This window comes from Pseudoxanthomonas sp., assembly GCF_051953815.1.
Taxonomy (GTDB): Bacteria; Pseudomonadota; Gammaproteobacteria; order Xanthomonadales; family Xanthomonadaceae; genus Pseudoxanthomonas_A.
In genome coordinates, this window is record NZ_JBQCIJ010000036.1 from 182,666 (window position 1) to 205,339 (window position 22,674).

Genomic DNA, 22,674 nt, shown 5'->3' on the forward strand with positions numbered 1-22,674 from the left:
GGGGGTCACCGGCGTGGCGTTGAGGGAGTACCGGACGGATCCAGTCTCCGGCGCGCACGACAGGAGCGGGAGCGACGGTTTGTCGCAGCCCCGCTCCAGGCTTTCATTCCGGCGGCAGCGCGCGGTTGAAGCGGCTGGAAGGCCGCAGGAGTATCCAGGTGAACAGGCTGGACGACGCGGTCGCCAGCCAGAACATGAAAAAGCCCAGCGTGTAGCCGAGCTCGCGGGTCAGGGGCCAGTCGGGAAAGGTCGCGTCGCGCAGCTGCAGCGGATCCACGAAGGCGAAAAACACCATCGTCGCCACGCCCGCCGCGAAGAAACTGGGCCAGAGGATGGCCCCGATCCGCTGTGCCAGCGGGCGGGGCGGGTGGTCCAGTCGGGGTTCGCTGAAATCGGTCATGGCGACGACGGTTCCTTCTATGGCGTGGCGGCGGCGGTGTCCTTGCTGCCCTTGTGCGACAGCGACCAGACATAGGCGGCCACCAGGCGCGCGCGGGTCTCGCCGAGAAGCTCACGGTGCGCCGGCATGATGCCATGGCGGCCCTTGCTGATGGTCTGGCGCAGGCTTTCGGTGCTGTCGCCGTACAACCAGTAGTTGTCGGTCAGGTCGGGCGCGCCGAGATCCTGGTTGCCCTTGCCGTCGACGCCGTGGCAGGCCACGCACACGCCTTCGTACAGCTTCTTGCCCTGGGAGGCGGGGAAGTTGTTGATCAGCTGGTCCGGGTGGCCCAGCGTGCGCACGTAGGCGATGGTGTAGTCGACCGCGTTCGGGCCGCCCATGCCGGTCAGCGCGGTGCCCCATTCGGGCATCACGCCGTCACGGCCGTCGAGCACCGTTTCCAGCACCTTCTCCGGCGAGCCGCCCCAGTGCCAGATGTCGTCGGTCAGGTTGGGATAGCCGATCGCGCCCTGCGCGGACGAGCCGTGGCAGGTAGCGCAGGTGTTGTTGAAGATCGAGCGGCCCAGCGCCAGCGCCTTCGGATCCTGCGCCAGCCTGTCGATGGCCTGGTCCGCGTAGGGCTTGAAGGTCTGTTCCAGCTTGGCGTCTTCCACCGACTTCTTGGCGGCGTGTTCGCCGGCCGAGGACCACTTGCCGGCGCCGGCGTAGCCGCCGAGTCCGCCGTACCACGCGATGTAACCGATGCCGAACGCGATGGTCAGGTAGAACAGGTTGATCCACCAGCGCGGCAGGGGCTTGTTGTACTCCGTCAGGTCACCGTCCCAGACATGGCTGGTTTCCTCCGGCGCCGGGTCGCCCGGGCGGCGGCGTGCCGTCCACCAGAGCAGCCACGCGCAACCGACGATGTTCAGCACCACCAGGGCGATGACGTACCACGACCAGCCGCTGTTCATGCCTTGTGCTCCTCGTCTTCCTCGTTCAGCGGCAACGCCGCGGCATCATCGAATTCGGCCTTGCGGCGCGGGCTCCACACCCAGATCCAGCCGCCGATGAACAGCACCAGCAGGATCGCGGTCACGATTCCGGACACCATGTCAGCCTCCCCGCGGCGCGTGCTTGCCGAGCGCCTGCAGGTACGCCACCACGGCGTCCAGCTCGGTCTTGCCCTTCAGTTCCCCGGGCGCGGCCTTGATCTCGGCATCGGTGTAGGGATCGCCCAGCGCCTTCAGCGCGCCCATCCGCCGCGCGGTGGCTTCGCCGTCGACCTTGTTCTTCTCCAGCCAGGGGAAGCCGGGCATGTTCGACTCGGGGACCACGTCGCGCGGGTTGATCAGGTGCACGCGGTGCCAGTCGTCGGAGTAGCGGCCGCCGACCCGGGCCAGATCCGGCCCGGTGCGCTTGCTGCCCCACTGGAACGGACGGTCGTACACCGATTCGCCGGCCAGCGAGTAGTGGCCGTAGCGCTCGCTCTCGAAGCGCAGGGTGCGGACCATCTGCGAGTGGCAGTTGTAGCAGCCTTCGCGGACGTACACGTCGCGGCCGGCCAGTTGCAGGGCCGGGTAGGGCTTGACCCCTTCCAGCGGCTTGATGGCTTCGGCCTGGAACATCAGCGGCACGATCTCGGCCAGGCCGCCGAACGACACGACCACCGCGATCAGGATGGCCATCAGGCCGATGTTCTTCTCGATTTTCTCGTGGGAATTGCTGTTGCTCATGTCGGTCTCGTCCTCAGGCGCGCACTTCGGAAACGTCAACCGGCAGGATCGGCTGCGGGGCAGTCGAGCGCGCGGACGCAAACGTCTTCCAGGTGTTCCAGGCCATCACGCCCATGCCGCTCAGCACCAGCAGGCCGCCGCCCAGGCGGATCAGGTAGTACGGATAGGTGGCGTTGAGCGCCTCGACGAAGCTGTAGGTCAGCGTGCCGTCGGCGTTGGTGGCACGCCACATCAGGCCCTGCATGACGCCGGCGATCCACATCGAGGCGATGTAGAACACCACGCCCAGGGTGTGCAGCCAGAAGTGCAGGTCGATGGCCTTGGTCGAGAACATGCTGTCGCGGCCCAGCAGGCGCGGCAGCAGCGCGTAGATCGAGCCCACCGAGATCATCGCCACCCAGCCCAGCGCGCCGGCGTGGACGTGGCCGACGGTCCAGTCGGTGTAGTGGCTCAGCGAGTTGACCGTCTTGATCGACATCATCGGTCCCTCGAAGGTCGCGATCATGTAGAACGACACGGCGACGATCAGGAACTTCAGGATCGGATCGGTGCGCAGTTTGTGCCACACGCCCGACAGGGTCAGGATGCCGTTCAGCGCGCCGCCCCAGGAGGGCGCCAGCAGGATCAGCGAGAACACCATGCCCAGCGACTGCGCCCAGTCCGGCAGCGCGGTGTAGTGCAGGTGGTGCGGGCCGGCCCACATGTAGACCGCGATCAGCGCCCAGAAGTGGACGATCGACAGGCGGTAGGAGTAGACCGGGCGTCCGGCCTGCTTGGGCACGAAGTAATACATCATGCCAAGGAAGCCGGCGGTCAGGAAGAAACCCACCGCGTTGTGGCCGTACCACCACTGCACCATCGCGTCGACCGCGCCGCTGTAGACCGGGTAGGACTTGGTGAAGCCGACCGGGATGGCGATGTTGTTGACGATGTGCAGCAGGGCCACGGCGATGATGTAGGCGCCGTAGAACCAGTTGGCCACGTAGATGTGCTTGACCGCGCGCTTGGCGATGGTGCCGAAGAACAGCACCGCGTAGGCCACCCAGACCACCGTGATCAGCAGGTCGATCGGCCACTCCAGTTCGGCGTACTCCTTGCCCTGGGTCATGCCCAGCGGAAGGGTGATCGCGGCCGCCAGGATGACCGCCTGCCAGCCCCAGAACACGAAGGCGGCCAGCTTGTCCGAGATCAGCCGGACGTGGCAGGTGCGCTGGACCACGTGCAGGCTGGTCGCGAACAGGGCGCTGCCGCCGAACGCGAAGATCACCGCATTGGTATGCAGCGGCCGCAGCCGCCCGTAGCTGAGCCACGGAATGTCGAAATTCAGCGCCGGCCAGTACAGCTGGGCGGCGATGAACACCCCCACGGCCATGCCCACGATGCCCCAGACCACGGTCATCACCGCGAACTGGCGCACCACCTTGTCGTTATAAGTACCCTGCACGCTCTGCATGCCACCTGCTCCTAGGCTCAACCCCATGATCTTCGGCCCCTCCGGGCCCCCCTCACATTGATCTGAATCAACCGGGGAGGGGGGAAATGCGGACAGGGGGTGGTCGGCGAACCACGGGCGGCATGTTGGCAACCCCGGATGGGGTCCAGGGTGCGACAGATTGTCACCCCCGCCCGCGCCGGCAGAGGTCTAGAATCCCCTCGACACCGCTGCCGAGCCCCCATCATGCCGGATATGACCGTTGTCGAACTCTCGCGTCTGCAGTTCGCGCTGACGGCGATGTACCACTTCCTGTTCGTGCCGCTGACCCTGGGCCTGTCCTTCATGGTGGCCATCATGGAGAGCGTCTACGTCATGACCGGACGCGATGTCTGGCGCCGGATGACCCTGTTCTGGGGCACCCTGTTCGGGGTGAACTTCGCCATGGGCGTCGCCACCGGAATTGTGATGGAGTTCCAGTTCGGCACCAATTGGTCCTATTACAGCCATTACGTCGGCGACATCTTCGGCGCGCCCCTGGCCATCGAGGGCCTGATGGCCTTCTTCCTGGAAGCGACCTTCATCGGCCTGTTCTTCTTCGGCTGGAACCGGCTCAGCAAGGTCCAGCACCTGGCGGTGACCTGGCTGGTCGCGATCGCCACCAATTTCTCGGCGCTGTGGATCCTGGTCGCCAACGGCTGGATGCAGAACCCGGTCGGCGCGGTGTTCAACCCCGAAACCATGCGCATGGAAATCACCGACTTCATGGCGGTGATCTTCAACCCGGTGGCCCAGGCCAAGTTCGTCCACACGGTCAGCGCCGGCTACGTGACCGGGGCGATGTTCGTGATGTCGATCAGCGCGTTCTACCTGCTGCGCGGGCGCAATCCCGACTTCGCCAAGCGCTCGATGGCGGTGGCGGCCAGCTTCGGCCTGGCCGCGGCGCTGTCGGTGGTGGTGCTGGGCGACGAGAGCGGCTACGCGGTCGGCGAGAACCAGAAGATGAAGCTGGCCGCGATCGAGGCCATGTGGGAAACCGAGCCGGCGCCGGCGGGATTCAACGCCTTCGCCATCCCCGACCAGGAAACCCGCACCAACCACTACGCGGTGCATATCCCCTACGTGATGGGCATCATCGGCACCCGTTCGCTCAACAAGGAAATGCCCGGCATCCTGGAACTGGTCGAGCGCGCCGAGGGGCGCATCCGCAACGGCCTGGTGGCCTACGAGAACCTGCAGAAACTGCGCGCGAACCGCGGCGACGCGCATGCCCGCTACATGTTCGAGACCCATTGGCGCGACATCGGCCACGCCCTGCTGCTGAAGAAGTACCGCGAGGACATCGCCAACGCGACCGAGGAGGAAATCGTCAAGGCGGCGTTCGACACGGTGCCGCGGGTGGCGCCGCTGTTCTGGAGTTTCCGCCTGATGGTCGGGCTGGGTTTCTACTTCATCGCCTTCTTCGCGTTCGCGTTCTGGCTGGCCAGCAAGCACCAGCTGGATCGGCGGCGCTGGTTCCTGCGCCTGGCCTTCTACAGCCTGCCGCTGCCGTGGATCGCGATCGAGGCCGGCTGGCTGATTGCCGAATACGGTCGCCAGCCCTGGGTGATCGACGGCGTGCTGCCGACTTTCTTCGCCGCCTCGGGGCTGAAGCTGCACCAGATCCTGATCACCCTGACCGGCTTCGTCACCCTCTACACGGTGCTGGCGGTGGTCGAGATCTGGCTGATGCGCAAGTTGATCCTGAAGGGCCCCGAGCAACTGGTGCCCGAATCCCACGGCGCCGTCGCGTCCGCCCCCACGCCGGCCACGGCCACCTGAGAGGAGCGCGTCCATGGACACCATTCCGCTCGATTACCCGACCCTGCGCCTGATCTGGTGGGCCCTGCTGGGGCTGCTGCTGATCGGCTTCGCGGTGATGGACGGTTTCGATCTGGGCGTGGCGACGCTGCTGCCGGCGGTCGCCCGCACCGATGGAGAGCGCCGGATCACGCTGAACGTGATCGGCCCGGTGTGGGAAGGCAACCAGGTCTGGCTGATCGTCGGTGGCGCGGCCATCTTCGCCGCCTGGCCGCCGTTGTACGCGGTCAGCTTCTCCGGCTTCTACATCGCGATGTTCCTGATCCTGATCGCGCTGATCCTGCGTCCGGTCGGCTTCAAGTTCCGCAGCAAGGTGCCGGATCCGCGCTGGCGCGCGCTGTGGGACTGGGCGCTGTTCGTCAGCGGACTGGTGCCGGCGCTGGTGTTCGGCGTGGCGATGGGCAACGTGCTGCTCGGCGCGCCGTTCACCTTCGACGAGATCCTGCGGCCGCATTACGAGGGCGGCCTGTTCGGCCTGCTTACGCCTTTCGCGCTGCTGTGCGGCCTGGTCAGCGTGGGCATGCTGGTCGCCCACGGCGCCGGCCGGCTGGCGATGAAGACCGATGGCGACATCGCCGCGCGCGCGCGCCGCTACGGCAGCCTCGCCGCGCTCGCCACCGCGGTGCTGTTCGTGATCGGCGGCGTGTGGCTGGCCAGGGGCATCGATGGCTACGTGCTGCAGATCGCGATGGATCCGGCCGGCCCGTCCAATCCGCTGGCCAAGGTGGTGACCACCGAACAGGGCGCCTGGATGGGCAACTACGCGCGCTGGCCGGTGATCTGGCTGTTCCCGGTGCTGGGCGTGCTGGGCGCGCTGTCGAGCGCGGTCTGCCTGCGCGCGGGCAAGGCCGGCTTGGCGTTCCTGTCCTCGGCGCTGGCGATCAGCGGCATCCTGCTGACCTTCGGCCTGACCACCTTCCCGTTCCTGCTGCCGTCCTCGCTCAACCCCGGCGCCAGCCTGATGGTGTGGGACGCCTCGTCCAGCCACCTGACGCTGTTCATCATGCTGCTGGTCACCGTTTTCTTCCTGCCGATCATCCTGGCCTACACGGCCTGGGTGTATCGGGTGATGCGCGGCAAGGTCGGCGACGACACGCTGGATCACGATCAGAATCCGAACGCTTACTGATACCGGAGAACACGCATGTGGTACTTCAGCTGGATACTCGGCGCCGGACTCGCGGCCAGTTTCGCCGTCCTCAATGGCATGTGGTACGAGATGCGCGACACGGATCGCCGCAAGGACGAGTGAGTGATGGCGGCCGCGCGTCCGTGCGCGGCCGGGTGCGTTGCCGGCCGGACGTTCTGTCGTCGTTCCGCCGTCATCCCGGTGAACGCCGGAATCCATCTTTCGCAGTGGTGAATGGCCCTGGGGCGTCGAGGCATCGCGCGGGAATGGATTCCAGCCTGCGCCGGAATGACGGGCTAACGGCGTTGGCGTGAAGGAACACTGTGATTCACCTGCCTTCGGCGGCGGGTCCGGCCCGGATAAAGGGAGCAAGGACTATCCTGTCCGGAGTTCACATCGGCCCCCACGGCCAGGAGCGATCAGCATGAATTTCAAGGACAAAGTCGTCATCGTCACCGGCGGCGCCAGCGGCATCGGCGAGGCCAGCGCGAAACTGTTCGCCGAACACGGCGCGCATGTGGTGATCGCGGATTTCTCGGAGCACGGGCAGGCGGTCGCCGACGCGCTGTCGGAACAGGGTGCGAAGTCCCTGTTCGTGAAAACCGACGTGACCGACACCGCCGCCGTGCAGCGGATGGTCGATGAAACCGTCGCCGCGTTCGGCCGCATCGACGTGCTGTTCGCCAATGCCGGCATCGCCGCCGATGGCCCGATCGACCAGCTGTCCGAAGCGGCCTGGGATCGCACCATCGGCATCAACCTCACCGGCGTCTACCTGTGCGACAAGCACGTCATCGCGCAGATGCTCAAGCAGGGCGGCGGCGTGATCGTCAACTGCGGTTCCATCCACAGCCATGTGGGCAAGGGTGGCGTGACCGCCTACGCCGCGGCCAAGGGCGGAGTGAAGCTGCTGACGCAGACCCTGGCGATCGACTACGGCGCGCGCGGCATCCGCGTCAACGCGGTCTGCCCCGGCTACATCGACACGCCGCTGCTGAAGGACATTCCGGCCGAGGCCAAGCATGCGCTGGAGAAGCTGCATCCGATGGGCCGGCTGGGCCGCGCAGAGGAAGTCGCGCGCACGGTGCTGTTCCTCGCCAGCGACGACGCCTCCTTCGTCAACGGCGCCTCGCTGCTGGTCGACGGCGGTTACACCGCGCAGTAAGCCCTCCACGGGCGCGGCGCGTCCGCGTCCCGCCTCGCCGTCGCGCGGCGGTGCCGACCGTCCGGGGCGGTACGGGGATTGGCCTATAATCCCGGCGTGTTCCCAGCAAGCCCGCCGGATGCGGAGCCCGGACATGCCAGTCAAGAGTATCCAGAACCGCCGTCTCTACCAGCAGATCGCCGACCAGCTGCGCGGCATGATCAACCGTGGCGAGTTTCCGCCCGGCAGCTACCTGCCGCCGGAGCGCGAACTGTCGCAGCAGTTCGGGGTCAGCCGCACCTCGCTGCGTGAAGCCCTGATCGCGCTGGAAGTGCTGGGCCTGGTGCGGGTGCGGGTCGGTGACGGCGTCAGCGTGGTGGGACCGGATTCGGAGGAAGCGCCGCCGGCCGAACACGCGCTCGATCGCGCGCGCCAGCTCAACCCGTGGACCCTGGATCCGGAACTGGGCGTGGTCGCCGATTTCGAGGCCGAGATTCCGCCGTTCTCGCTGCTGAGCGCGCGCCGGCTGGTGGAACCGGAAACCGCCGCGCTGGCGGCCGAGAACGCCAGCGACGATCAGATCGCCGGCATCGAGGAAGCCCTCCAGCGCAACATCGCCGACAACCTGCACGATTCCACCACCCATCCGGGTGATCGCCTGCTGCATATCCGCATCGCCGACGCCAGCGGCAACCCGGCCTATTCGCTGCTGATCCGGCACCTGCTGGGCCACCAGTACGGCGCGATGTTCCAGCGCGTGCAGGCGCTCTACACGGTCGAAGACATGCCGCGCCGCTCGGAACTGGAACACGAGGCCATCGTCGGCGCGATCCGCGACCGCGATCCGGATGCGGCGCGCGCGGCCATGGAAAAGCACCTGGATTCGGTGATCCGGATCTTCTCCGGCGGCGAACGCTGAAATCCGAAGGCCGGCGCTAGGGCCGCCACAGCACCTGCGGACCGACTTCGCGCACGTCGCGGGTGCCGGTCAGCGCCATGCTGACGTCCAGCTCGCGCCGGATCAGATCCAGCGCCGTGCTGACGCCACGTTCGCCCATCGCGCCCAGGCCGTACAGGAAGGCCTTGCCGATCAGCGTGGCGCGCGCGCCGAGCGCCATGGCCTTGAGCACGTCCTGGCCGCTGCGCACGCCGCTGTCGAACCAGATCTCGCAGCGGTCGCCGACCGCCGCGACCACCTGCGGCAGGGCGAGGATTGCCGGCGGCGCCGAATCCAGCTGGCGTCCGCCGTGGTTGGACACCACGATCACGTCCGCGCCGGCGTCGACCGCCGCGCGCGCGTCGTCCGCGTCCAGGATGCCCTTCACGATCAGCTTGCCCGGCCACAGCGAACGCACCCAGGCCACGTCCTTCCAGCTGAGGGTGGGATCGAACTGGCTGCCGATCCACTGCGACAGCGTGGTCAGGCCCTTGCCGCCGCCGGGGATGAAGCCGGCCAGGTTGCCGAAGTTGCGGTGCGGCGTGCGCAGCATGCCCAGCGCCCAGCGCGGGCGCCGCAGCACGTCCAGCGCGTTGCCCAGGGTCAGCTTCGGCGGCACGGTCAGGCCGTTCTTGATGTCGCGATGGCGCTGGCCCTGGATCTGCAGATCGGCGGTGAGCACCAGCGCCGGGCACCGCGCGGCCATGGCGCGCTGGATCAGGGACGCGGCGAAATCGCGATCGCGCATTACATACAGCTGGAACCAGAACGGTTTTTCCACCGCCGCGCGCACCGCTTCGATCGAACAGATCGACACCGTGCTCAGGGTGAACGGAACGCCCGCCGCCTGCGCGGCGCGGGCGGCGAGGATCTCGCCATCGGCGTGCAGGATGCCGGTCAGGCCGGTGGGCGCCAGGCCCACCGGCATCGATACCGCTTCGCCGGCCATGGTGGTGGCCAGCGAGCGCCGGTCGACGTCGATCATCACCCGCTGGCGCAGCATCAGCGCGTCCAGCGCCCGGCGGTTGCCGTTGAGGGTGTGCTCGTCGTACGAGCCGCGGTCGACGTAGTCGAAGATCGCGCGCGGTGCCCGGCGCATCGCCAGCCGGCGGAGATCCTCGTTGCAGGTGATCGGGGTCATGGCGGGGCGGGTTCGGGTCGAAGGACGGTCAGGACAGCGGGTGGCGGCGTGCGTGGACACCGTACAGCGCGACCACCAGGAAACAGAACGCCGGAATCCAGAAAGCGGTCTCGATGCCGGCGATGTCCGCCAGCCGGCCCATGAACCACGGCACGATGGCGCCACCGACGATCGCCATGATGATGAAGCTGGCGCCGCGCTTGGTCTGCGCGCCCAGGCCCTTGATGCCGAGCGCGAAGATGGTCGGGAACATCATCGACATGAAGAAGAACACCGCGATCAGCGCGGCGACCGAGAGCTTGCCCACGCCGGCGATGACCACTCCGCACAGCAGGATGTTGATCACCGCGTACACGCTGAGCAGGCGGGCGGCCTGGAACGCACCCATCAGCGCGGTGGTCAGGAAACGGCCGGCCAGGAAGCAGCCCAGCGCCACCGCCAGCAGGTAGGCGGCGCGTTCGGAGGACAGGCCGGGGATGTGATCCACCGCGTAGTTGATGAAGAACGCGCCCGCGCCGACCTGCGCGGCGACATAGAAGAACTGGGCCACCACCGCGAACACGAAATGGCGCTGGGAGAACAGCGGCACGACGGGCGCCGGAACCGTCGCGGCCGAAGTTTCGCCGGACACTTCCGGCATCCGCGTCCGCCAGATCAGCACGGCGATGGCGACGACCACGAGCGCGGTGGCGACGTAGATCAGCTGCACGCCGTGGCTGCCGGAAATCCCCGCGTCCGAGGCGCCGAAGAACAGCTTGCCGCCGATGAACGGCGCGATGAACGTGCCCAGCCCGTTGAACGACTGCGACAAGTTGAGCCGGCGTTCGGAGGTCTCCGCCGGTCCCAGCACGGTGGCGTAGGGATTGGCCGCGGTTTCCAGGCAGGCCAGGCCGCAGGCGATCACGAACAGCGCGAACAGGAAGTACTCGAACACCCCGGCGCGGGTGGCGGGAATGAACAGCAGCGCGCCACAGGCGAACAGCCCCAGGCCGAGCAGGATGCCGGTCTTGTAGCCATGCCGTTCCATCAGCGCCGCGGCCGGCAGCGCCATCAGGAAGTAGGCGCCGAAGTAGGCCGCCTGCAACAGCGCCGAGCGCGCGCGGGTGATGTCCAGGGTTTCCTGGAAGTGCTTGTTGAGCACGTCCAGCAGACCGTAGGAGAAGCCCCACAGGAAGAACAGGCAGGTCACCAGGATGAAAGCCAGCCGGTAGCGCTGCGCGCCGCTGTCCTGCAGGGTCGGGGAGGCGGTACCGGGCAATGCGGGCATGGCGGAAAGCTCCTGCGAAAAGAAGGGTCAGGCGTCGGTCAGGCGGAAAATCGGTTGCATCGGCGTCCACTTGGCGCCTTCCGGCGTCCACGGCGTGGCCTTCTGGAACGACCACATCAGTTCTTCCCAGGCGCGCAGGCGCGCATCGGTGCGCTCGGCCTCGGCCATGCGCGCGGCGTCGAACACCGCGTCGTCGGTGTCCATCACCATCACCATGCGGGTGCCGAGGCGGAAGATCTCCAGCTCGCGCACGCCCTGCGCGCGCAGGTGCGCGAGGACCTCCGGCCAGACCTGGCGGTGGTATTCCTCGTAGGCCGCGATCAGCTCCGGATCGTCGTGCAGGTCCAGGGCCAGGCAATGGCGCATGGCGATCTCCTCAGGTCAGTGCGCGATCCAGATGGGTGTAGCCGCCGTCCACGAACAACCACTGCCCGGTCACGTGCGAGGCGCGCGCGGACAGCAGGAATACGGCGGTGTCTGCGATTTCTTCGGCGCGGGTCATGCGCTGCTCCAGCGGAATGCGGCGGGTGATGCCGTCCAGCTTGGCGGCGGGATCATCGAATCCGGCCAGCCAGCTCTGATACAGCGGCGTCATCACTTCCGCCGGCACCACCGCGTTGACCCGCACGCCGTCGGCGGCCAGCGATGCGGCCCATTCGCGGGTCAGCGACAGTTGCGCGCCCTTGGCGGCGCAGTAACCGCTGGTGCCGCCCTGGCCGGTGACCGCGGTCTTGGAGGAGACGTTGACGATGGCGCCGCGGCTGGCCTTCAGCGCGTCCACGCACAGGTGCGCCATCACGTAGTAGTGGATCAGGTTGCGCTCCAGCGACTGCACGAATGCGTCGCGTCCCGCGTCCAGCCCCACGCCATCGTTCGCGCCGGCGTTGTTGACCAGTCCGTGCAGGCCGCCGAATTCCGCCAGCGTTGCGTCCACGGCCCGGCCGCAGGCGGCCGCGTCGGACAGTTCGAGCTGATGGAAGCGCGCGCGTGGTTGCCGCTCGCGCAGCTCCCGTTCGAAGCCGGCCTCCAGCGGGCTGCGCCCGAAGATCACCGGAATCGCGCCTTCGTGCGCGAGCGCCAGCGAAATCGCGCCGCCGATGCCGGCGCCGCCGCCGGTGACGATCACCACTTTGTCCCGCAGTTCAAGATCCATCACGCCCCCCTCAGCCGTGTACGTCATAGCAGCGCAGGGCGGTGCCGCCCCACAGTTGCGCCTGTTCGCTTTCCGACAACCGCGAAGCCCAGTCGTCCACCAGCGCCGTGACCGCGGCGTGGTCGGCGCGCAGCAGGCAGACCGGCCAGTCCGAACCGAACATCAGCCGGTCCGCGCCGAAGGCCTCCAGCGCCGCATCCAGATGCCGGCGTAGCGCGTCGGCGTCCAGGGACGCGCCCACCACTTCGGTCACCAGCCCCGAAGCCTTGCACAGCACATGTGGATGCGCGGCGACGGCGCGCAGGTGCCGGCGCCAGTCCGCTTCGCCTTCGCCGCCGATGGCGGGTTTGCCCAGGTGATCCAGCACCAGCCAGTGGTGGTCGTGGCGCGCGCAGAACGTCGGCACCTCGGCCAATTGCGCGGGGCCGCGGACCAGGATTTCGTAGACCAGCCCCTGCCGCTGCACCGCCTCGACGCCGCGCGCGAAGCGCGGGTCGGCGAGGGTGGCGGCGACATCGGGATCGTCCTGCAGCAGGTGGCGGACCCCGGCGAAGCGCGGGTGCGCGCGCCAGTGCGCGAGCCGTTCCCCGGCATTGGCGGCGAACAGATCCACCCAGCCGATCACCGCCGCGATGACGTCGTGCCGCTGCGCGAGATCGAGCAGGAAGATGTTTTCCGCCTCGTCGGCGCGCGCCTGCACCGCGATGCAGGCGTCCAGTCCCGCGGTCGCCAGCAGCGGCGCGAGATCCTGCGGCAGCCAGTCGCGTCGCAGCACGTCCATGCCATCGCCCATCCAGGGATAGTCGCGCGGCGCGTAGCGCCAGAAATGCTGGTGGGCGTCGACGCGCATCGTCACGGCGAGGCTTCCGCCCGTGGCGATACGCGCACCGCATCGAAGCGCAGTTCCAGATCCCGGGCCGGATAGTCCGGCGTGGCCAGGGTGATCGTCACCGGCGTCGCGCCCGCCCGCGCATCGGGCAGGGCGAACGGGCCGAGGGCCTGCGTGCCCAGCGCCTCGGCGGCGATCACCCGTTCTTGGGCGCCGACGCGGATCCGGTAGCGCTGTCCGGCGGGCGCCTTCGCGCCGGTGAAGCGCAGCCACACCGCGTCCTCGGCTCGCTCGGGCAGCAACGCCGCGCGCAGCGACACGGTGGTGGAACGCTGGCTGCGGTAGCCGCTGCCGAAGGCGAAGCTGGTGCCCGGATGCCAGGCCGATTGCGCGAGCGTGGCCGCGCCGGAAGCCGGCACCGCGATCGCATCCGGCGGCACGATCCGCAGCGGACCCTGTGTCTCGATCCGCACGACCGGCAGCACCCTGTCGGGCGCCTGCGCCGGCAAATCGATCACCAGCGCGTCGTTCTCGCGCCGCCAGGCCAGTGGCGCGGCGGCATCGTCGCCGTCGATGCGGACCGCGCGCGGATCGCCGGCCAGGCCGTTGACCACCAGCCGGCCGCCGCGCCAGTCGCGCACGAACAGGTACAGCGCCTTGTCGTCCGCCAGCGTGCTGCCCCAGGTCTGCGGCGGCAGGCCGCTGGGACGCGCGTCCAGCGCGACATGGGCGTGGCGCTGGAGCCACTGGCCGATGCCGCGCAGGACCTCGGCCTCGAACGGCACGACGGCACCGTCGCCCATCGGGCCGATATTGAGCAGGTAGTTGCCGCCGGCCGCGCGCGCCTGCACCAGGCCGTTGACGAGCTCGCGCACCTTGCCCGGCACATCCTCGCGCCGCTGCCAGCTGCGATAGCCCCAGGTGGCGTGGTAGATGGACGCCGGTACTTCGAACGGCGGCTGCATCGTCGGCGGGGGCGCCTCGTTGTCGCCGAGGGTGACGAAATCGCCGGCGTTGTTCCAGATGCGGCCATTGATGACCGCCGCCGGTTGCAGCCGGCGCACGATGCCGGCGAAGCGGCGGCTCTGCGCCGGCGTCGGCGTCGACATGTCGAACCACACTTCGGTGATCGGACCGTAGTTCGTCATCAGCTCGGTGACCTGCCGTTCGATCAGCGGCTCCATCGACGCCGGGATCGGATTGCCGTTGTCCGGGTCGAACGGGTGGCCGGCATGCCAGTCCACCAGCGAGAAGTAGATGCCCAGGCCCAGCCCGCGCGCGCGGCAGGCCTCGGCGATGAGCTTGATCGGATCCTTGCCGAACGGCGTGCGATCGACGATGTCGTAGTCGGTGCTCGCGGTGTCGAACATCGCGAAGCCATCGTGATGCTTGCTGGTGACCACCACGTAGCGGGCGCCGGCGTCGCGGGCCAGACCGCAGATCGCGTCGGCGTCGAACTTCGGCGCGGCGAACCCGCTGGCGACCTTGGCGTAGTCGGCGTGGGAAATGTTGGCCCAGCTCTGGATCTGCTCGGAATAACCGCGCGTCACCGGCTTGCCGTTCCACACGCCGCCCAGTTGGGAGTACAGCCCCCAGTGCACGAACATGCCGTAGCCCTGCCGCTGCCAGTGCCGGATGCGGTCGGCGTCGTCCGGCCGCGCGGGCGCGGCGGTCGCCGCGCCCGGCGTGGACGCGGGCTTCGCGGACGTCGCCGGCCGTTCACCGCAACCGGCCGCCAGCAGCGTCGAGGACAGCAGCAGGAGGATCGGCAGGGAGATCGGCAGGGACCGGCGTCGGCGGGCCGCGAAGGACATCAGGCCACGCCTCCGCCGGTGAGCGTCTGGCCCGCCGGATGGCGATACCGGCGACGGCTGGCGTCCTTCATGGTGATGGAGAAGCCGGGCGCAGTCGGGGGCTGGTAGGCGGCGTCGCGAATCACGCAGGGGTCCTGGAAGTGTTCGTGCAGGTGGTCGACGTATTCCACCACGCGGCCCTCGCGGGTGCCGGCGATGCAGACGTAGTCGATCATCGCCAGATGTTGCACGTATTCGCACAGGCCCACACCTCCGGCGTGCGGGCACACCGGCAGGCCGTATTTGGCCGCCATCAGCAGGATCGCCAGCACCTCGTTCACGCCGCCCACGCGGCAGGCGTCGATCTGGACCACGTCGATGGCGCCGCCGGCGATGAACTGCTTGAACAGGATCCGGTTCTGGCACATCTCGCCGGTGGCGACCTGCACCGGCGCAATGGCCTGGCGGATGGTCCGGTGGCCGGCCACGTCGTCGGGGCTGGTGGGTTCCTCGATGAACCACGGCGCGGCGAAGGACAACCGCTTCACCCAGTCGATAGCCTGGCCGACTTCCCAGATCTGGTTGGCGTCGATCATCAACCGCCGATCCGGTCCCAACACCTCGCGGGCGATGCCCACCCGGCGGATGTCGTCCTGCAGATCCCGGCCGACCTTCAGCTTGACGTGGTTGAAGCCGGCGTCGACCGCTTCCTGGCACAGCCGGCGCAGCTTGTCGTCCGGATAGCCCAGCCAGCCGGCCGAGGTGGTGTAGCAGGGGTAGCCCTCGCGTTCGAGGGTGGCGATGCGTCCGGCCTTGCCGGCCTCGCGTTCGCGCAGCAGGGCGAGCGCTTCATCCGGCGTGATCGCATCGCTCAGGTAGCGGAAGTCGATGCAGCGCACCAGTTGCTCGGGCGTCATGTCGGCGACCAGCCGCCACACCGGCTTGCCTTCGGCCTTGGCCCACAGATCCCACACCGCGTTGACGACCGCGCCGGTGGCCAGGTGCATCGCGCCCTTGTCCGGGCCGATCCAGCGCAGCTGGCTGTCGGAGGTGACGTGCCGCCAGAAGCGGCCCATGTCCTGCGCGATCCAGTCCAGATCCAGCCCGACCACCAGATGTCCCAGCGCCTCGATCGCCGCGCAGCAGACTTCGTTGCCGCGGCCGATGGTGAAGGTCAGGCCATGGCCTTCCAGGTCTCCGCGCGAGGTTTCCAGCACCACGTAGGCGGCCGAGTAATCCGGATCCGGATTCATCGCATCCGAGCCGTCCAGCTGCTGCGAAGTGGGAAAGCGCAGATCCTCGACCCGGAGGCCGGTGATGCGTACGCCGGCCAGCGCCGGCTGGGCGATGGCGTTCATGCCTGCACCACCTTCTGCCGTTGTTCGCCGAGGCCGTCGATGCCCAGGCGCATGACCTGGCCGGGACGCAGGTAGACCGGCGGCTTCTGGCCCAGGCCGACGCCGGGCGGGGTGCCGGTGGAAATCACGTCGCCCGGCTGCAGGCTCATGAAGCGGCTCAGGTAGCTGATCAGGAACGGCACCTGGAACACCATCGTGCGCGTGTTGCCGTCCTGGTAACGGTGGCCGTCCACTTCCAGCCACAGCCCGAGCGCGTGCGGATCGGCGATCTCGTCGGCGGTCACCAGCCACGGACCAAGCGGGCCGAAAGTGTCGCAGCCCTTGCCCTTGTCCCAGGTGCCGGTGCCTTCCAACTGGAACGCGCGTTCGGACACGTCGTTGATCACGCAGTAGCCGGCGACATGATCCAGCGCGTCGGCTTCGGCGATGTAGCGGCCGCCACGGCCGATCACCACGCCCAGTTCCACTTCCCAGTCGGTCTTGTGCGAACCGCGCGGGATCCGCACGTCATCGTCCGGTCCGCAGATCGCGCTGGTCCACTTGTTGAAGATCACCGGCTCGGCCGGCACCTGCGCGCCGGTCTCGGCGGCGTGGTCGGAGTAGTTCAGGCCGATGCAGACGAACTTGCCGACCCGGCCCACGCAGGGGCCCAGGCGCGGCGCGCCGTCCACGAGCGGCAGCGCGGACACGTCCAGCGCGCGCAGGCGTTGCAGGCCCTCGGGGGTGATCGCCTCGCCGGCGATGTCGGGAATCACCGACGACAGGTCGCGGATGCGGCCCTCGCCGTCGAGCAATCCGGGCTTTTCCGCGCCCGGCGCGCCATGGCGCAACAGTTTCATGCAGGGTTTCCTTCAGTTGATCCAGCCGCCGTCGATCACGTGCGTGGTGCCGGTGGTGAATGCGGATTCGTCGCTGGCCAGGTACACCGCCAACGCGGCGATTTCCTCGGGGCGGCCCAGCCGGCCCATCGGCTGGCGGCCGACGAACGCGGCCTGCACGTCCTCGACGGAACTGCCCTGCTGGCGCGCCTGCTCGGCGATGCGCGCTTCCAGCGAAGGCGAACTGACCGTGCCCGGGCAGATCGCGTTGCAGCGGATGCCGCGGGCGACGAAATCGGCCGCCACCGCCTTGGTCAGGCCGATCACGGCGGCCTTGGTGGTGCCGTACACGAAGCGGTTGGGGACGCCCTTGATGCTGGAGGCGACCGAGGCGACGTTGATGATCGAACCGGCGCCACGCGCCAGCATGCCGGGCAGCAGTTGCCGGATCAGGTGGTACATCGAGCCGACGTTGAGGCGCCAGGCGATGTCCCAGTCCTCCTCGCCCGCGTCCAGGATGCTGCCGCTGTGGACGAACCCGGCGCAGTTGAACAGCACGTCCACGGCATCCCCCGCGCTGGCATGCTGTTGCGCCAGGGCGGCGATGGCGGCGGTGTCGGTCACATCCAGGCGCAGCGGCGTGAGCGCCTGGCCGGCCTCGACCCGCAGCGCCTGCAGCGCCTGCTGGTCGATGTCGGCGGCGATGACCCGCGCGCCTTCGCGGATGAAGGCGAGCGCGGTGGCGCGGCCGATGCCCTGGCCGGCGGCGGTGACCAGGGCGAGTTTGCCTTGCAGGCGCATGGCGGCTCCGAAGCTAATGGCCTAGTGGTTGGACCAATGCTATCGTGAGATCCGAAACTTGCAACCCGGCATTTGGCGGAGGGGCCCGATGATGGAACAGACGAAGGTGAAATGGGGGGCGGCGAGCGCCGTCATGGCGGGAAAGGCGATCGGCTGGGCAGCCCTGCTGCTGCTGGCGGCCTGCGGCGGTCCGGCCGGCGACCCGGGCCGGGCGGCCACGCCCACGCAGGCCTTTGCCGCCGGCACCCCGCCGCCGCTGATCCCGGCACCCGCGCAGGCCACCCCCGGCCAAGGCCATTTCGTGGTGGAAGCCGGCACCCCGGTGGTGGCCGCCGCGAACGACCCGGCGGCGCGCGCCGCCGCGGAGCGGTTCATCGCGATGCTGCGTGAAAGCACCGGCGTATCCCTGCGCCAGGTCGAATCGGCCACCGCGCCCGCCATCGTCTTCGGCACCGACGCGACATTGGACGCGAAGGCGGAAGGCTATGCGCTGGAAGTCGCGCCGGACGGCATCCGCATCCGCGCCCGCGACGGCGCCGGCCTGTTCTACGGCGGTGTCAGCCTGTGGCAGCTGCTGACCACCGCCGACACCCTGCCGGTGAGCGTGCCCGCCGTGCGCATCGCCGATGCGCCGCGCTTCGGCTGGCGCGGCTTCATGCTCGACTCGGCCCGGCACATCCAGAGCGTGGACGAGATCAAGCGCCTGCTGGACCAGATGGCGCGGCACAAGTTGAACGTCTTCCACTGGCACCTCACCGACGACCAGGGCTGGCGCCTGGAGATCAAGCGCTATCCGAAACTCACCGAAGTCGGCGCGTGGCGCATCCCGGCCGGCAAGGCCGGGCAGGGCGCGGACGGCAAGCCGGCGCGCTACGGCGGTTTCTATACCCAGGCCGAGGCCCGCGAGATCGTCGAGTACGCGCGCCAGCGCCACATCACCGTGGTGCCGGAGATCGAGATGCCCGGCCACGCGCAGTCCGCCATCGCCGCGTATCCGGAGTTCGGCGCCACCGGCCAGGCGCCGCCGGTCTCGCCGGACTGGGGCGTGAACACCTGGCTGTACGGGGTGGAGGATCCGACCTTCGAATTCCTGCAGAACGTGCTGACCGAAGTGATGGACATCTTCCCCGGCCAGTACATCCACATCGGCGGCGACGAGGCCGACAAGTACCAGTGGCGCAATTCGCCGTCGATCCAGGCGCGCCGCAAGGCGCTCGGCCTGGCCGACGACATGCAGTTGCAGAGCTGGTTCATCAAGCGCATCGAGACCTTCCTGGTGGCGCACGACCGCCGCCTGATCGGCTGGGACGAAATCCTCGAAGGCGGGTTGCCGCCGGAAGCGACGGTGATGTCCTGGCGCGGCATGGAGGGCGCGGTGGAAGCCGCGCGCCAGGGCCACGACGTGGTGCTGAGCCCGAGCAACGTCACCTACATCAATCGCATGCAGTCCGAGGAGTCCGACGAACCGCCGGGCCACGACTACACCACCACGCTGGAGAAGGTGTACGCGTTCGAGCCGGTGCCGCCGGAACTGGACGCCAGCCAGGCCAAGCATGTGCTGGGCACCCAGGCCAATCTGTGGACCGAGCATGTGCGCACCGAACCGCGGGTGGAACACATGGCCTTCCCGCGCCTGTCCGCGCTGGCCGAGATCGCCTGGTCGCCCAAGGCCACGCGTGACTGGAAGGGCTTCTTGCAACGGTTGGCCCCGCAGATGCGACGTTTCCAGCGCGCCGGCATCCACGCCGCCGACAGCGCCTTCGCCGCGCGCATCCGCGCCCAGGCCGAAGGCGAGGGTGCGCGGATCACGCTGCTCAACCAGACCGGTTTCGGCGAGCTGCGCTACACCACCGACGGCAGCGAACCGACCGCGCAATCGCCGCGCTACCAGCAGCCCCTGCCGGTGACGTTGCCGACCACGATCAAGGCCAACGCCTTCTTCCAGGACAAGCCGCTGGCCGCGATGCGCGAACTGCGGGTCGATGCGCGCGCCCTGCGCACGCGCGAGGCCGAATACCTGGATGGCTGCCGCAAGGACAGCTACGTGCTGCGGCTGGAAGACGACGAGCCGCGCGAAGGCGAACGCGCGGTGGTGCCGGTCGACATCGGCGCACCCTGCTGGCAATGGAAGCAGGCGCCGCTGGACGGCATCGCGGTGCTGAGCGCCGAGGTGCTGGATCTGCCCTACAACTTCCAGTTCGGCGGCGATTCGGTGGGCGCGGTGCCGCCGCCGGCCGGACCGGTGGATCTGCAGGTGCGTGTCGGCGGCTGCGATGGCGCGCCGGTGGCGAGCGCGCCGGTGAAAATCACGGAAGAGGCGGTGAAGCGGGTGGACGTCGCGCTGCCGAAGATGACCGGCGCGCGGGATCTGTGCCTGAAGTTCAGCGGCGATCACCGGCGCGTGCTGTGGGCGATCGACCGGGTCGAACTGCGGCCCGCGGCGGAGGCGCCCTGATGCGGGCGACGACCGGCGGCGCGCTGGCACCGGCGCTGCTGGCCGCGGCAATCGGCGCCGGCGCGCAGGCGCGGGATGTCGAACCGCCGCCGGCCTTCGCGCCGACGCCGGCGATCTACCGCGACGGCTGGATCGACCTGGACAAGAACGGCCGCAAGGACGTCTACGAGGACGCCCGCGCGCCGATCGATGCGCGGGTGGAGGATCTGCTGGCGCGGATGAGCGTGGAGGAAAAGACCGCGCAGCTGGCGACGCTGTACGGTTACGGCCGGGTGCTGAAGGATCCGCTGCCCACCGCGCAGTGGAAGGCGGCGTTGTGGAAGGACGGCATCGGCAACATCGACGAGATGCACAACGGTTGGGGCGATGGCAGGAAAAGCTTGTACGCCACCGACCTGCGCCGGCACGTGTGGGCGATGAACGAGGTGCAGCGCTTCTTCATCGAGCAGACCCGGCTCGGCATCCCGGTCGACTTCACCAACGAGGGCATCCGCGGCGTCGAGGCCCACGGCGCGACCAGTTTCCCCAGCCAGCTGGGCATCGGCCACACCTGGAACCGCGCGCTGGTGCGCCGGATCGGCCGCATCACCGGCGTGGAGGCGCGCGCATTGGGCTACACGAACGTGTACGCGCCAATCCTGGATGTCGCGCGCGATCAGCGCTGGGGCCGGATGGAAGAGGTCTACGGCGAGGATCCCCATCTGGTCTCGCGCCTGGGCGTGGAGATGGTGAAAGGCCTGCAGCAGGACTTCACCGTCGCCGCCACCGCCAAGCACTTCGCCGTCTACAGCGCCAACAAGGGCGCGCGCGAGGGCATGGCGCGCACCGATCCGCAGGTCGCGCCGCGCGAGGTCGAGGAGATCTTCCTGCCGCCGTTCGCCGCGGCGATCCGCGAGGCCGGCCTGCTCGGCGTGATGAGTTCCTACAACGACTACGACGGCGTGCCGGTCACCGGCAGCCGTTACTGGCTGACCGAGCGCCTGCGCGGCGAGTTCGGCTTCCGTGGTTACGTGGTGTCCGACAGCGAGGCGGTCGAGTTCCTGCACACCAAGCACGGCGTCGCCGCCGATGCGAAGGACGCGGTGCGCCAGGCGGCCGAGGCCGGCCTGAACATCCGCACCAACTTCACCCCGCCGGAGGACTACGTGCTGCCGATGCGCGCCGCGCTGGCCGACGGCTCGCTGCCGTTGGCGACCGTGGACGACCGCGTGCGCGACGTGCTGCGGGTGAAGTTCACCCTCGGCCTGTTCGACCATCCCTACGTGGCCGACGCCGGGGCCAGCGCGCGCACCGTGAATTCGGAAGCGCATCGCCAGGTGGCCCTGCAGGCGGTATGCGAAAGCCTGGTGCTGCTGAAGAACGCCAACGACGCGTTGCCGCTGCGCAGGGATCTGAAGACGGTCGCGGTGATCGGCCCCAACGCCGACGACGGGCGCTATTCCCATCGCCACTACGGCCCCTCCGGCGGCCACGCGGTGACCGTGCTGGAAGGCGTGCGCCGGAAGCTGGGGACGCGCGCCGAGGTGCGCTTCGCCAAGGGCGTCGATATCGCCGCGGACAACTGGCCGATGATCGAAATCCTGCCCGAGCCGCTGAGCGCCGCCGAACAGGCCGGCATCGACGAAGCGGTGCGCGCGGCCACCGGCGCCGACGTGGCGATCGTGGTGCTGGGCGATGGCGATCGCACGGTCGGCGAAAGCCTCAGCCGGACCAGCCTGGATCTGCCCGGCCGCCAGCTGGAGCTGTTGCGCGCCGTGCACGCCACCGGCACTCCGGTGGTGCTGGTGCTGATCAACGGCCGGCCGATGAGCATCAACTGGGCCGACGCGCACGTGCCGGCGATCCTGGAAGCATGGTTTCCCGGGGATCACGGCGGCACCGCCATCGCCGATGCGCTGTTCGGCGACTACAACCCGGGCGGCAAGCTGACCGTGACCTTCCCGAAGAGCGCGGGACAGATTCCGTTCAATTTCCCGAGCAAGCCCAACGCGCAGTGGGAAGGGGAGAAGTCGCGCGTCAACGGCGCGCTGTACGCCTTCGGCCATGGCCTGAGCTACACCACGTTCGAGTACGCCAACCTGCGCATCGCGCCGCGGCGGATTCCGGCCGGCGGCAGCGTCGAGGTGAGCGTGGACGTGCGCAACACCGGCCGGCGCGCCGGCGATGAAGTGGTCCAGCTGTACACCCGCGACCTGGTCGGGTCGGTGACCACCTACGAGAAGAACCTGCGCGGGTTCGAGCGCATCCAACTGGCACCCGGCCAGACCCGCACCGTGCGCTTCCGGCTCGGTCCCGAGGATCTGGCGTTGTGGAACCGGCAGATGCGGCGGGTGGTCGAGCCGGGCGCTTTCCGGGTGATGGTGGGGTCGGGTTCGGAAGACATCCGCCAGCAGGGCGGGTTCGAGGTACAACCATGAGCGCGCCGCATCGACGGGATGCGCG

21 protein-coding genes are annotated in these 22,674 nt (G+C 68.7%); 7 read left to right on the forward strand and 14 right to left on the reverse strand.

Translation table 11 applies throughout. The features are described 5' to 3' along the window. Positions 1-103 precede the first annotated feature (103 nt). From ACTHN1_RS10195 to ccoN, 5 genes are read right to left on the reverse strand one after another with little or no spacing between them, the layout of a single operon-like run. Complete coding sequence (locus ACTHN1_RS10195; RefSeq protein WP_141454254.1) at positions 104-400, reverse strand: hypothetical protein; 297 nt, start codon at positions 398-400, stop codon at positions 104-106. 17 nt (positions 401-417) lie between these two features. Beyond that, positions 418-1,353 carry a cytochrome-c oxidase, cbb3-type subunit III gene (gene ccoP / locus ACTHN1_RS10200; protein ID WP_440470831.1) on the reverse strand — a complete coding sequence of 312 codons (936 nt, stop codon included), beginning with the start codon at positions 1,351-1,353 and terminating at the stop codon, positions 418-420. Continuing rightward, positions 1,350-1,493, reverse strand: a complete 144-nt coding sequence (locus ACTHN1_RS10205) for a cbb3-type cytochrome oxidase subunit 3 (RefSeq protein WP_440470832.1) — start codon at positions 1,491-1,493, stop codon at positions 1,350-1,352. The genes ccoP and ACTHN1_RS10205 overlap by 4 nt, the downstream gene beginning before the upstream one ends. A gap of 1 nt (position 1,494) precedes the next feature. Then, positions 1,495-2,115, reverse strand: coding sequence for a cytochrome-c oxidase, cbb3-type subunit II (ccoO, locus tag ACTHN1_RS10210; protein WP_440470833.1), 621 nt, complete (start codon positions 2,113-2,115; stop codon positions 1,495-1,497). A 13-nt stretch (positions 2,116-2,128) separates the two neighbouring features. Next, on the reverse strand, positions 2,129-3,568 hold the full coding sequence (ccoN, locus tag ACTHN1_RS10215) for a cytochrome-c oxidase, cbb3-type subunit I (protein ID WP_440470834.1): 1,440 nt from the start codon (positions 3,566-3,568) through the stop codon (positions 2,129-2,131). A gap of 225 nt (positions 3,569-3,793) precedes the next feature. Here ccoN and ACTHN1_RS10220 point away from each other — a divergent pair, with 225 nt between their 5' ends. The 5 genes from ACTHN1_RS10220 to ACTHN1_RS10240 all read left to right on the forward strand — a co-directional run bounded on the left by ACTHN1_RS10220 (position 3,794) and on the right by ACTHN1_RS10240 (position 8,599). Then, complete coding sequence (locus ACTHN1_RS10220) at positions 3,794-5,368, forward strand: cytochrome ubiquinol oxidase subunit I (RefSeq protein ID WP_440470835.1); 1,575 nt, start codon at positions 3,794-3,796, stop codon at positions 5,366-5,368. Positions 5,369-5,381: 13 nt separating this feature from the next. Beyond that, positions 5,382-6,536, forward strand: coding sequence for a cytochrome d ubiquinol oxidase subunit II (gene cydB / locus ACTHN1_RS10225; RefSeq protein ID WP_440470836.1), 1,155 nt, complete (start codon positions 5,382-5,384; stop codon positions 6,534-6,536). 15 nt (positions 6,537-6,551) lie between these two features. Beyond that, positions 6,552-6,659 (forward strand): cytochrome bd-I oxidase subunit CydX, encoded by a 108-nt coding sequence (gene cydX, locus ACTHN1_RS10230; protein ID WP_440470837.1) that lies wholly within the window; start codon positions 6,552-6,554, stop codon positions 6,657-6,659. A 301-nt stretch (positions 6,660-6,960) separates the two neighbouring features. Continuing rightward, the gene (locus tag ACTHN1_RS10235) at positions 6,961-7,701 is read left to right on the forward strand and encodes an SDR family NAD(P)-dependent oxidoreductase (RefSeq protein WP_440470838.1); all 741 of its coding nucleotides are present in this window, start codon (positions 6,961-6,963) and stop codon (positions 7,699-7,701) included. Positions 7,702-7,834: 133 nt separating this feature from the next. Further along, positions 7,835-8,599, forward strand: a complete 765-nt coding sequence (locus ACTHN1_RS10240) for a FadR/GntR family transcriptional regulator (protein ID WP_440470839.1) — start codon at positions 7,835-7,837, stop codon at positions 8,597-8,599. 16 nt (positions 8,600-8,615) lie between these two features. Here ACTHN1_RS10240 and ACTHN1_RS10245 read toward each other — a convergent pair whose 3' ends face one another. The 9 genes from ACTHN1_RS10245 to ACTHN1_RS10285 are packed head-to-tail and all read right to left on the reverse strand — an operon-like array spanning position 8,616 to position 17,777. Then, the gene (locus ACTHN1_RS10245; protein WP_440470840.1) at positions 8,616-9,758 is read right to left on the reverse strand and encodes an alpha-hydroxy acid oxidase; all 1,143 of its coding nucleotides are present in this window, start codon (positions 9,756-9,758) and stop codon (positions 8,616-8,618) included. A gap of 28 nt (positions 9,759-9,786) precedes the next feature. Then, positions 9,787-11,025: a sugar MFS transporter gene (locus ACTHN1_RS10250; RefSeq protein WP_440470841.1), complete on the reverse strand. Its 1,239-nt coding sequence runs from the start codon at positions 11,023-11,025 to the stop codon at positions 9,787-9,789. Between the two features lie 27 nt (positions 11,026-11,052). Further along, on the reverse strand, positions 11,053-11,391 hold the full coding sequence (locus ACTHN1_RS10255; RefSeq protein ID WP_440470842.1) for an L-rhamnose mutarotase: 339 nt from the start codon (positions 11,389-11,391) through the stop codon (positions 11,053-11,055). Between the two features lie 10 nt (positions 11,392-11,401). Next, on the reverse strand, positions 11,402-12,178 hold the full coding sequence (locus tag ACTHN1_RS10260) for an SDR family oxidoreductase (protein ID WP_440470843.1): 777 nt from the start codon (positions 12,176-12,178) through the stop codon (positions 11,402-11,404). 10 nt (positions 12,179-12,188) lie between these two features. Beyond that, positions 12,189-13,028: an amidohydrolase family protein gene (locus ACTHN1_RS10265; protein ID WP_440470900.1), complete on the reverse strand. Its 840-nt coding sequence runs from the start codon at positions 13,026-13,028 to the stop codon at positions 12,189-12,191. A gap of 2 nt (positions 13,029-13,030) precedes the next feature. After that, the gene (locus ACTHN1_RS10270) at positions 13,031-14,821 is read right to left on the reverse strand and encodes an alpha-L-fucosidase (protein WP_440470844.1); all 1,791 of its coding nucleotides are present in this window, start codon (positions 14,819-14,821) and stop codon (positions 13,031-13,033) included. After that, on the reverse strand, positions 14,821-16,158 hold the full coding sequence (locus tag ACTHN1_RS10275; protein WP_440470845.1) for an L-fuconate dehydratase: 1,338 nt from the start codon (positions 16,156-16,158) through the stop codon (positions 14,821-14,823). The genes ACTHN1_RS10270 and ACTHN1_RS10275 overlap by 1 nt, the downstream gene beginning before the upstream one ends. After that, positions 16,155-16,997, reverse strand: coding sequence for a fumarylacetoacetate hydrolase family protein (locus ACTHN1_RS10280; RefSeq protein WP_440470846.1), 843 nt, complete (start codon positions 16,995-16,997; stop codon positions 16,155-16,157). The genes ACTHN1_RS10275 and ACTHN1_RS10280 overlap by 4 nt, the downstream gene beginning before the upstream one ends. A gap of 12 nt (positions 16,998-17,009) precedes the next feature. Beyond that, on the reverse strand, positions 17,010-17,777 hold the full coding sequence (locus ACTHN1_RS10285) for an SDR family oxidoreductase (RefSeq protein WP_440470847.1): 768 nt from the start codon (positions 17,775-17,777) through the stop codon (positions 17,010-17,012). Positions 17,778-17,868: 91 nt separating this feature from the next. Between ACTHN1_RS10285 and ACTHN1_RS10290 the strand changes: the two genes are divergently transcribed. Both ACTHN1_RS10290 and ACTHN1_RS10295 read left to right on the forward strand, forming a co-directional pair. After that, positions 17,869-20,232, forward strand: coding sequence for a beta-N-acetylhexosaminidase (locus ACTHN1_RS10290; protein WP_440470848.1), 2,364 nt, complete (start codon positions 17,869-17,871; stop codon positions 20,230-20,232). Next, positions 20,232-22,649: a glycoside hydrolase family 3 N-terminal domain-containing protein gene (locus tag ACTHN1_RS10295; RefSeq protein WP_440470849.1), complete on the forward strand. Its 2,418-nt coding sequence runs from the start codon at positions 20,232-20,234 to the stop codon at positions 22,647-22,649. The genes ACTHN1_RS10290 and ACTHN1_RS10295 overlap by 1 nt, the downstream gene beginning before the upstream one ends. Positions 22,650-22,674 lie beyond the last annotated feature (25 nt).

Bases quoted from the DNA above. Each gene is read 5' to 3' on its own strand.
- ACTHN1_RS10195 (WP_141454254.1), bottom strand. From the start codon at position 400: ATGACCGATTTCAGCGAACCCCGACTGGACCACCCGCCCCGCCCGCTG.
- ccoP (WP_440470831.1), bottom strand. From the start codon at position 1,353: ATGAACAGCGGCTGGTCGTGGTACGTCATCGCCCTGGTGGTGCTGAAC.
- ACTHN1_RS10205 (WP_440470832.1), bottom strand. From the start codon at position 1,493: ATGGTGTCCGGAATCGTGACCGCGATCCTGCTGGTGCTGTTCATCGGC.
- ccoO (WP_440470833.1), bottom strand. From the start codon at position 2,115: ATGAGCAACAGCAATTCCCACGAGAAAATCGAGAAGAACATCGGCCTG.
- ccoN (WP_440470834.1), bottom strand. From the start codon at position 3,568: ATGCAGAGCGTGCAGGGTACTTATAACGACAAGGTGGTGCGCCAGTTC.
- ACTHN1_RS10220 (WP_440470835.1), top strand. From the start codon at position 3,794: ATGCCGGATATGACCGTTGTCGAACTCTCGCGTCTGCAGTTCGCGCTG.
- cydB (WP_440470836.1), top strand. From the start codon at position 5,382: ATGGACACCATTCCGCTCGATTACCCGACCCTGCGCCTGATCTGGTGG.
- cydX (WP_440470837.1), top strand. From the start codon at position 6,552: ATGTGGTACTTCAGCTGGATACTCGGCGCCGGACTCGCGGCCAGTTTC.
- ACTHN1_RS10235 (WP_440470838.1), top strand. From the start codon at position 6,961: ATGAATTTCAAGGACAAAGTCGTCATCGTCACCGGCGGCGCCAGCGGC.
- ACTHN1_RS10240 (WP_440470839.1), top strand. From the start codon at position 7,835: ATGCCAGTCAAGAGTATCCAGAACCGCCGTCTCTACCAGCAGATCGCC.
- ACTHN1_RS10245 (WP_440470840.1), bottom strand. From the start codon at position 9,758: ATGACCCCGATCACCTGCAACGAGGATCTCCGCCGGCTGGCGATGCGC.
- ACTHN1_RS10250 (WP_440470841.1), bottom strand. From the start codon at position 11,025: ATGCCCGCATTGCCCGGTACCGCCTCCCCGACCCTGCAGGACAGCGGC.
- ACTHN1_RS10255 (WP_440470842.1), bottom strand. From the start codon at position 11,391: ATGCGCCATTGCCTGGCCCTGGACCTGCACGACGATCCGGAGCTGATC.
- ACTHN1_RS10260 (WP_440470843.1), bottom strand. From the start codon at position 12,178: ATGGATCTTGAACTGCGGGACAAAGTGGTGATCGTCACCGGCGGCGGC.
- ACTHN1_RS10265 (WP_440470900.1), bottom strand. From the start codon at position 13,028: ATGCGCGTCGACGCCCACCAGCATTTCTGGCGCTACGCGCCGCGCGAC.
- ACTHN1_RS10270 (WP_440470844.1), bottom strand. From the start codon at position 14,821: ATGTCCTTCGCGGCCCGCCGACGCCGGTCCCTGCCGATCTCCCTGCCG.
- ACTHN1_RS10275 (WP_440470845.1), bottom strand. From the start codon at position 16,158: ATGAACGCCATCGCCCAGCCGGCGCTGGCCGGCGTACGCATCACCGGC.
- ACTHN1_RS10280 (WP_440470846.1), bottom strand. From the start codon at position 16,997: ATGAAACTGTTGCGCCATGGCGCGCCGGGCGCGGAAAAGCCCGGATTG.
- ACTHN1_RS10285 (WP_440470847.1), bottom strand. From the start codon at position 17,777: ATGCGCCTGCAAGGCAAACTCGCCCTGGTCACCGCCGCCGGCCAGGGC.
- ACTHN1_RS10290 (WP_440470848.1), top strand. From the start codon at position 17,869: ATGGAACAGACGAAGGTGAAATGGGGGGCGGCGAGCGCCGTCATGGCG.
- ACTHN1_RS10295 (WP_440470849.1), top strand. From the start codon at position 20,232: ATGCGGGCGACGACCGGCGGCGCGCTGGCACCGGCGCTGCTGGCCGCG.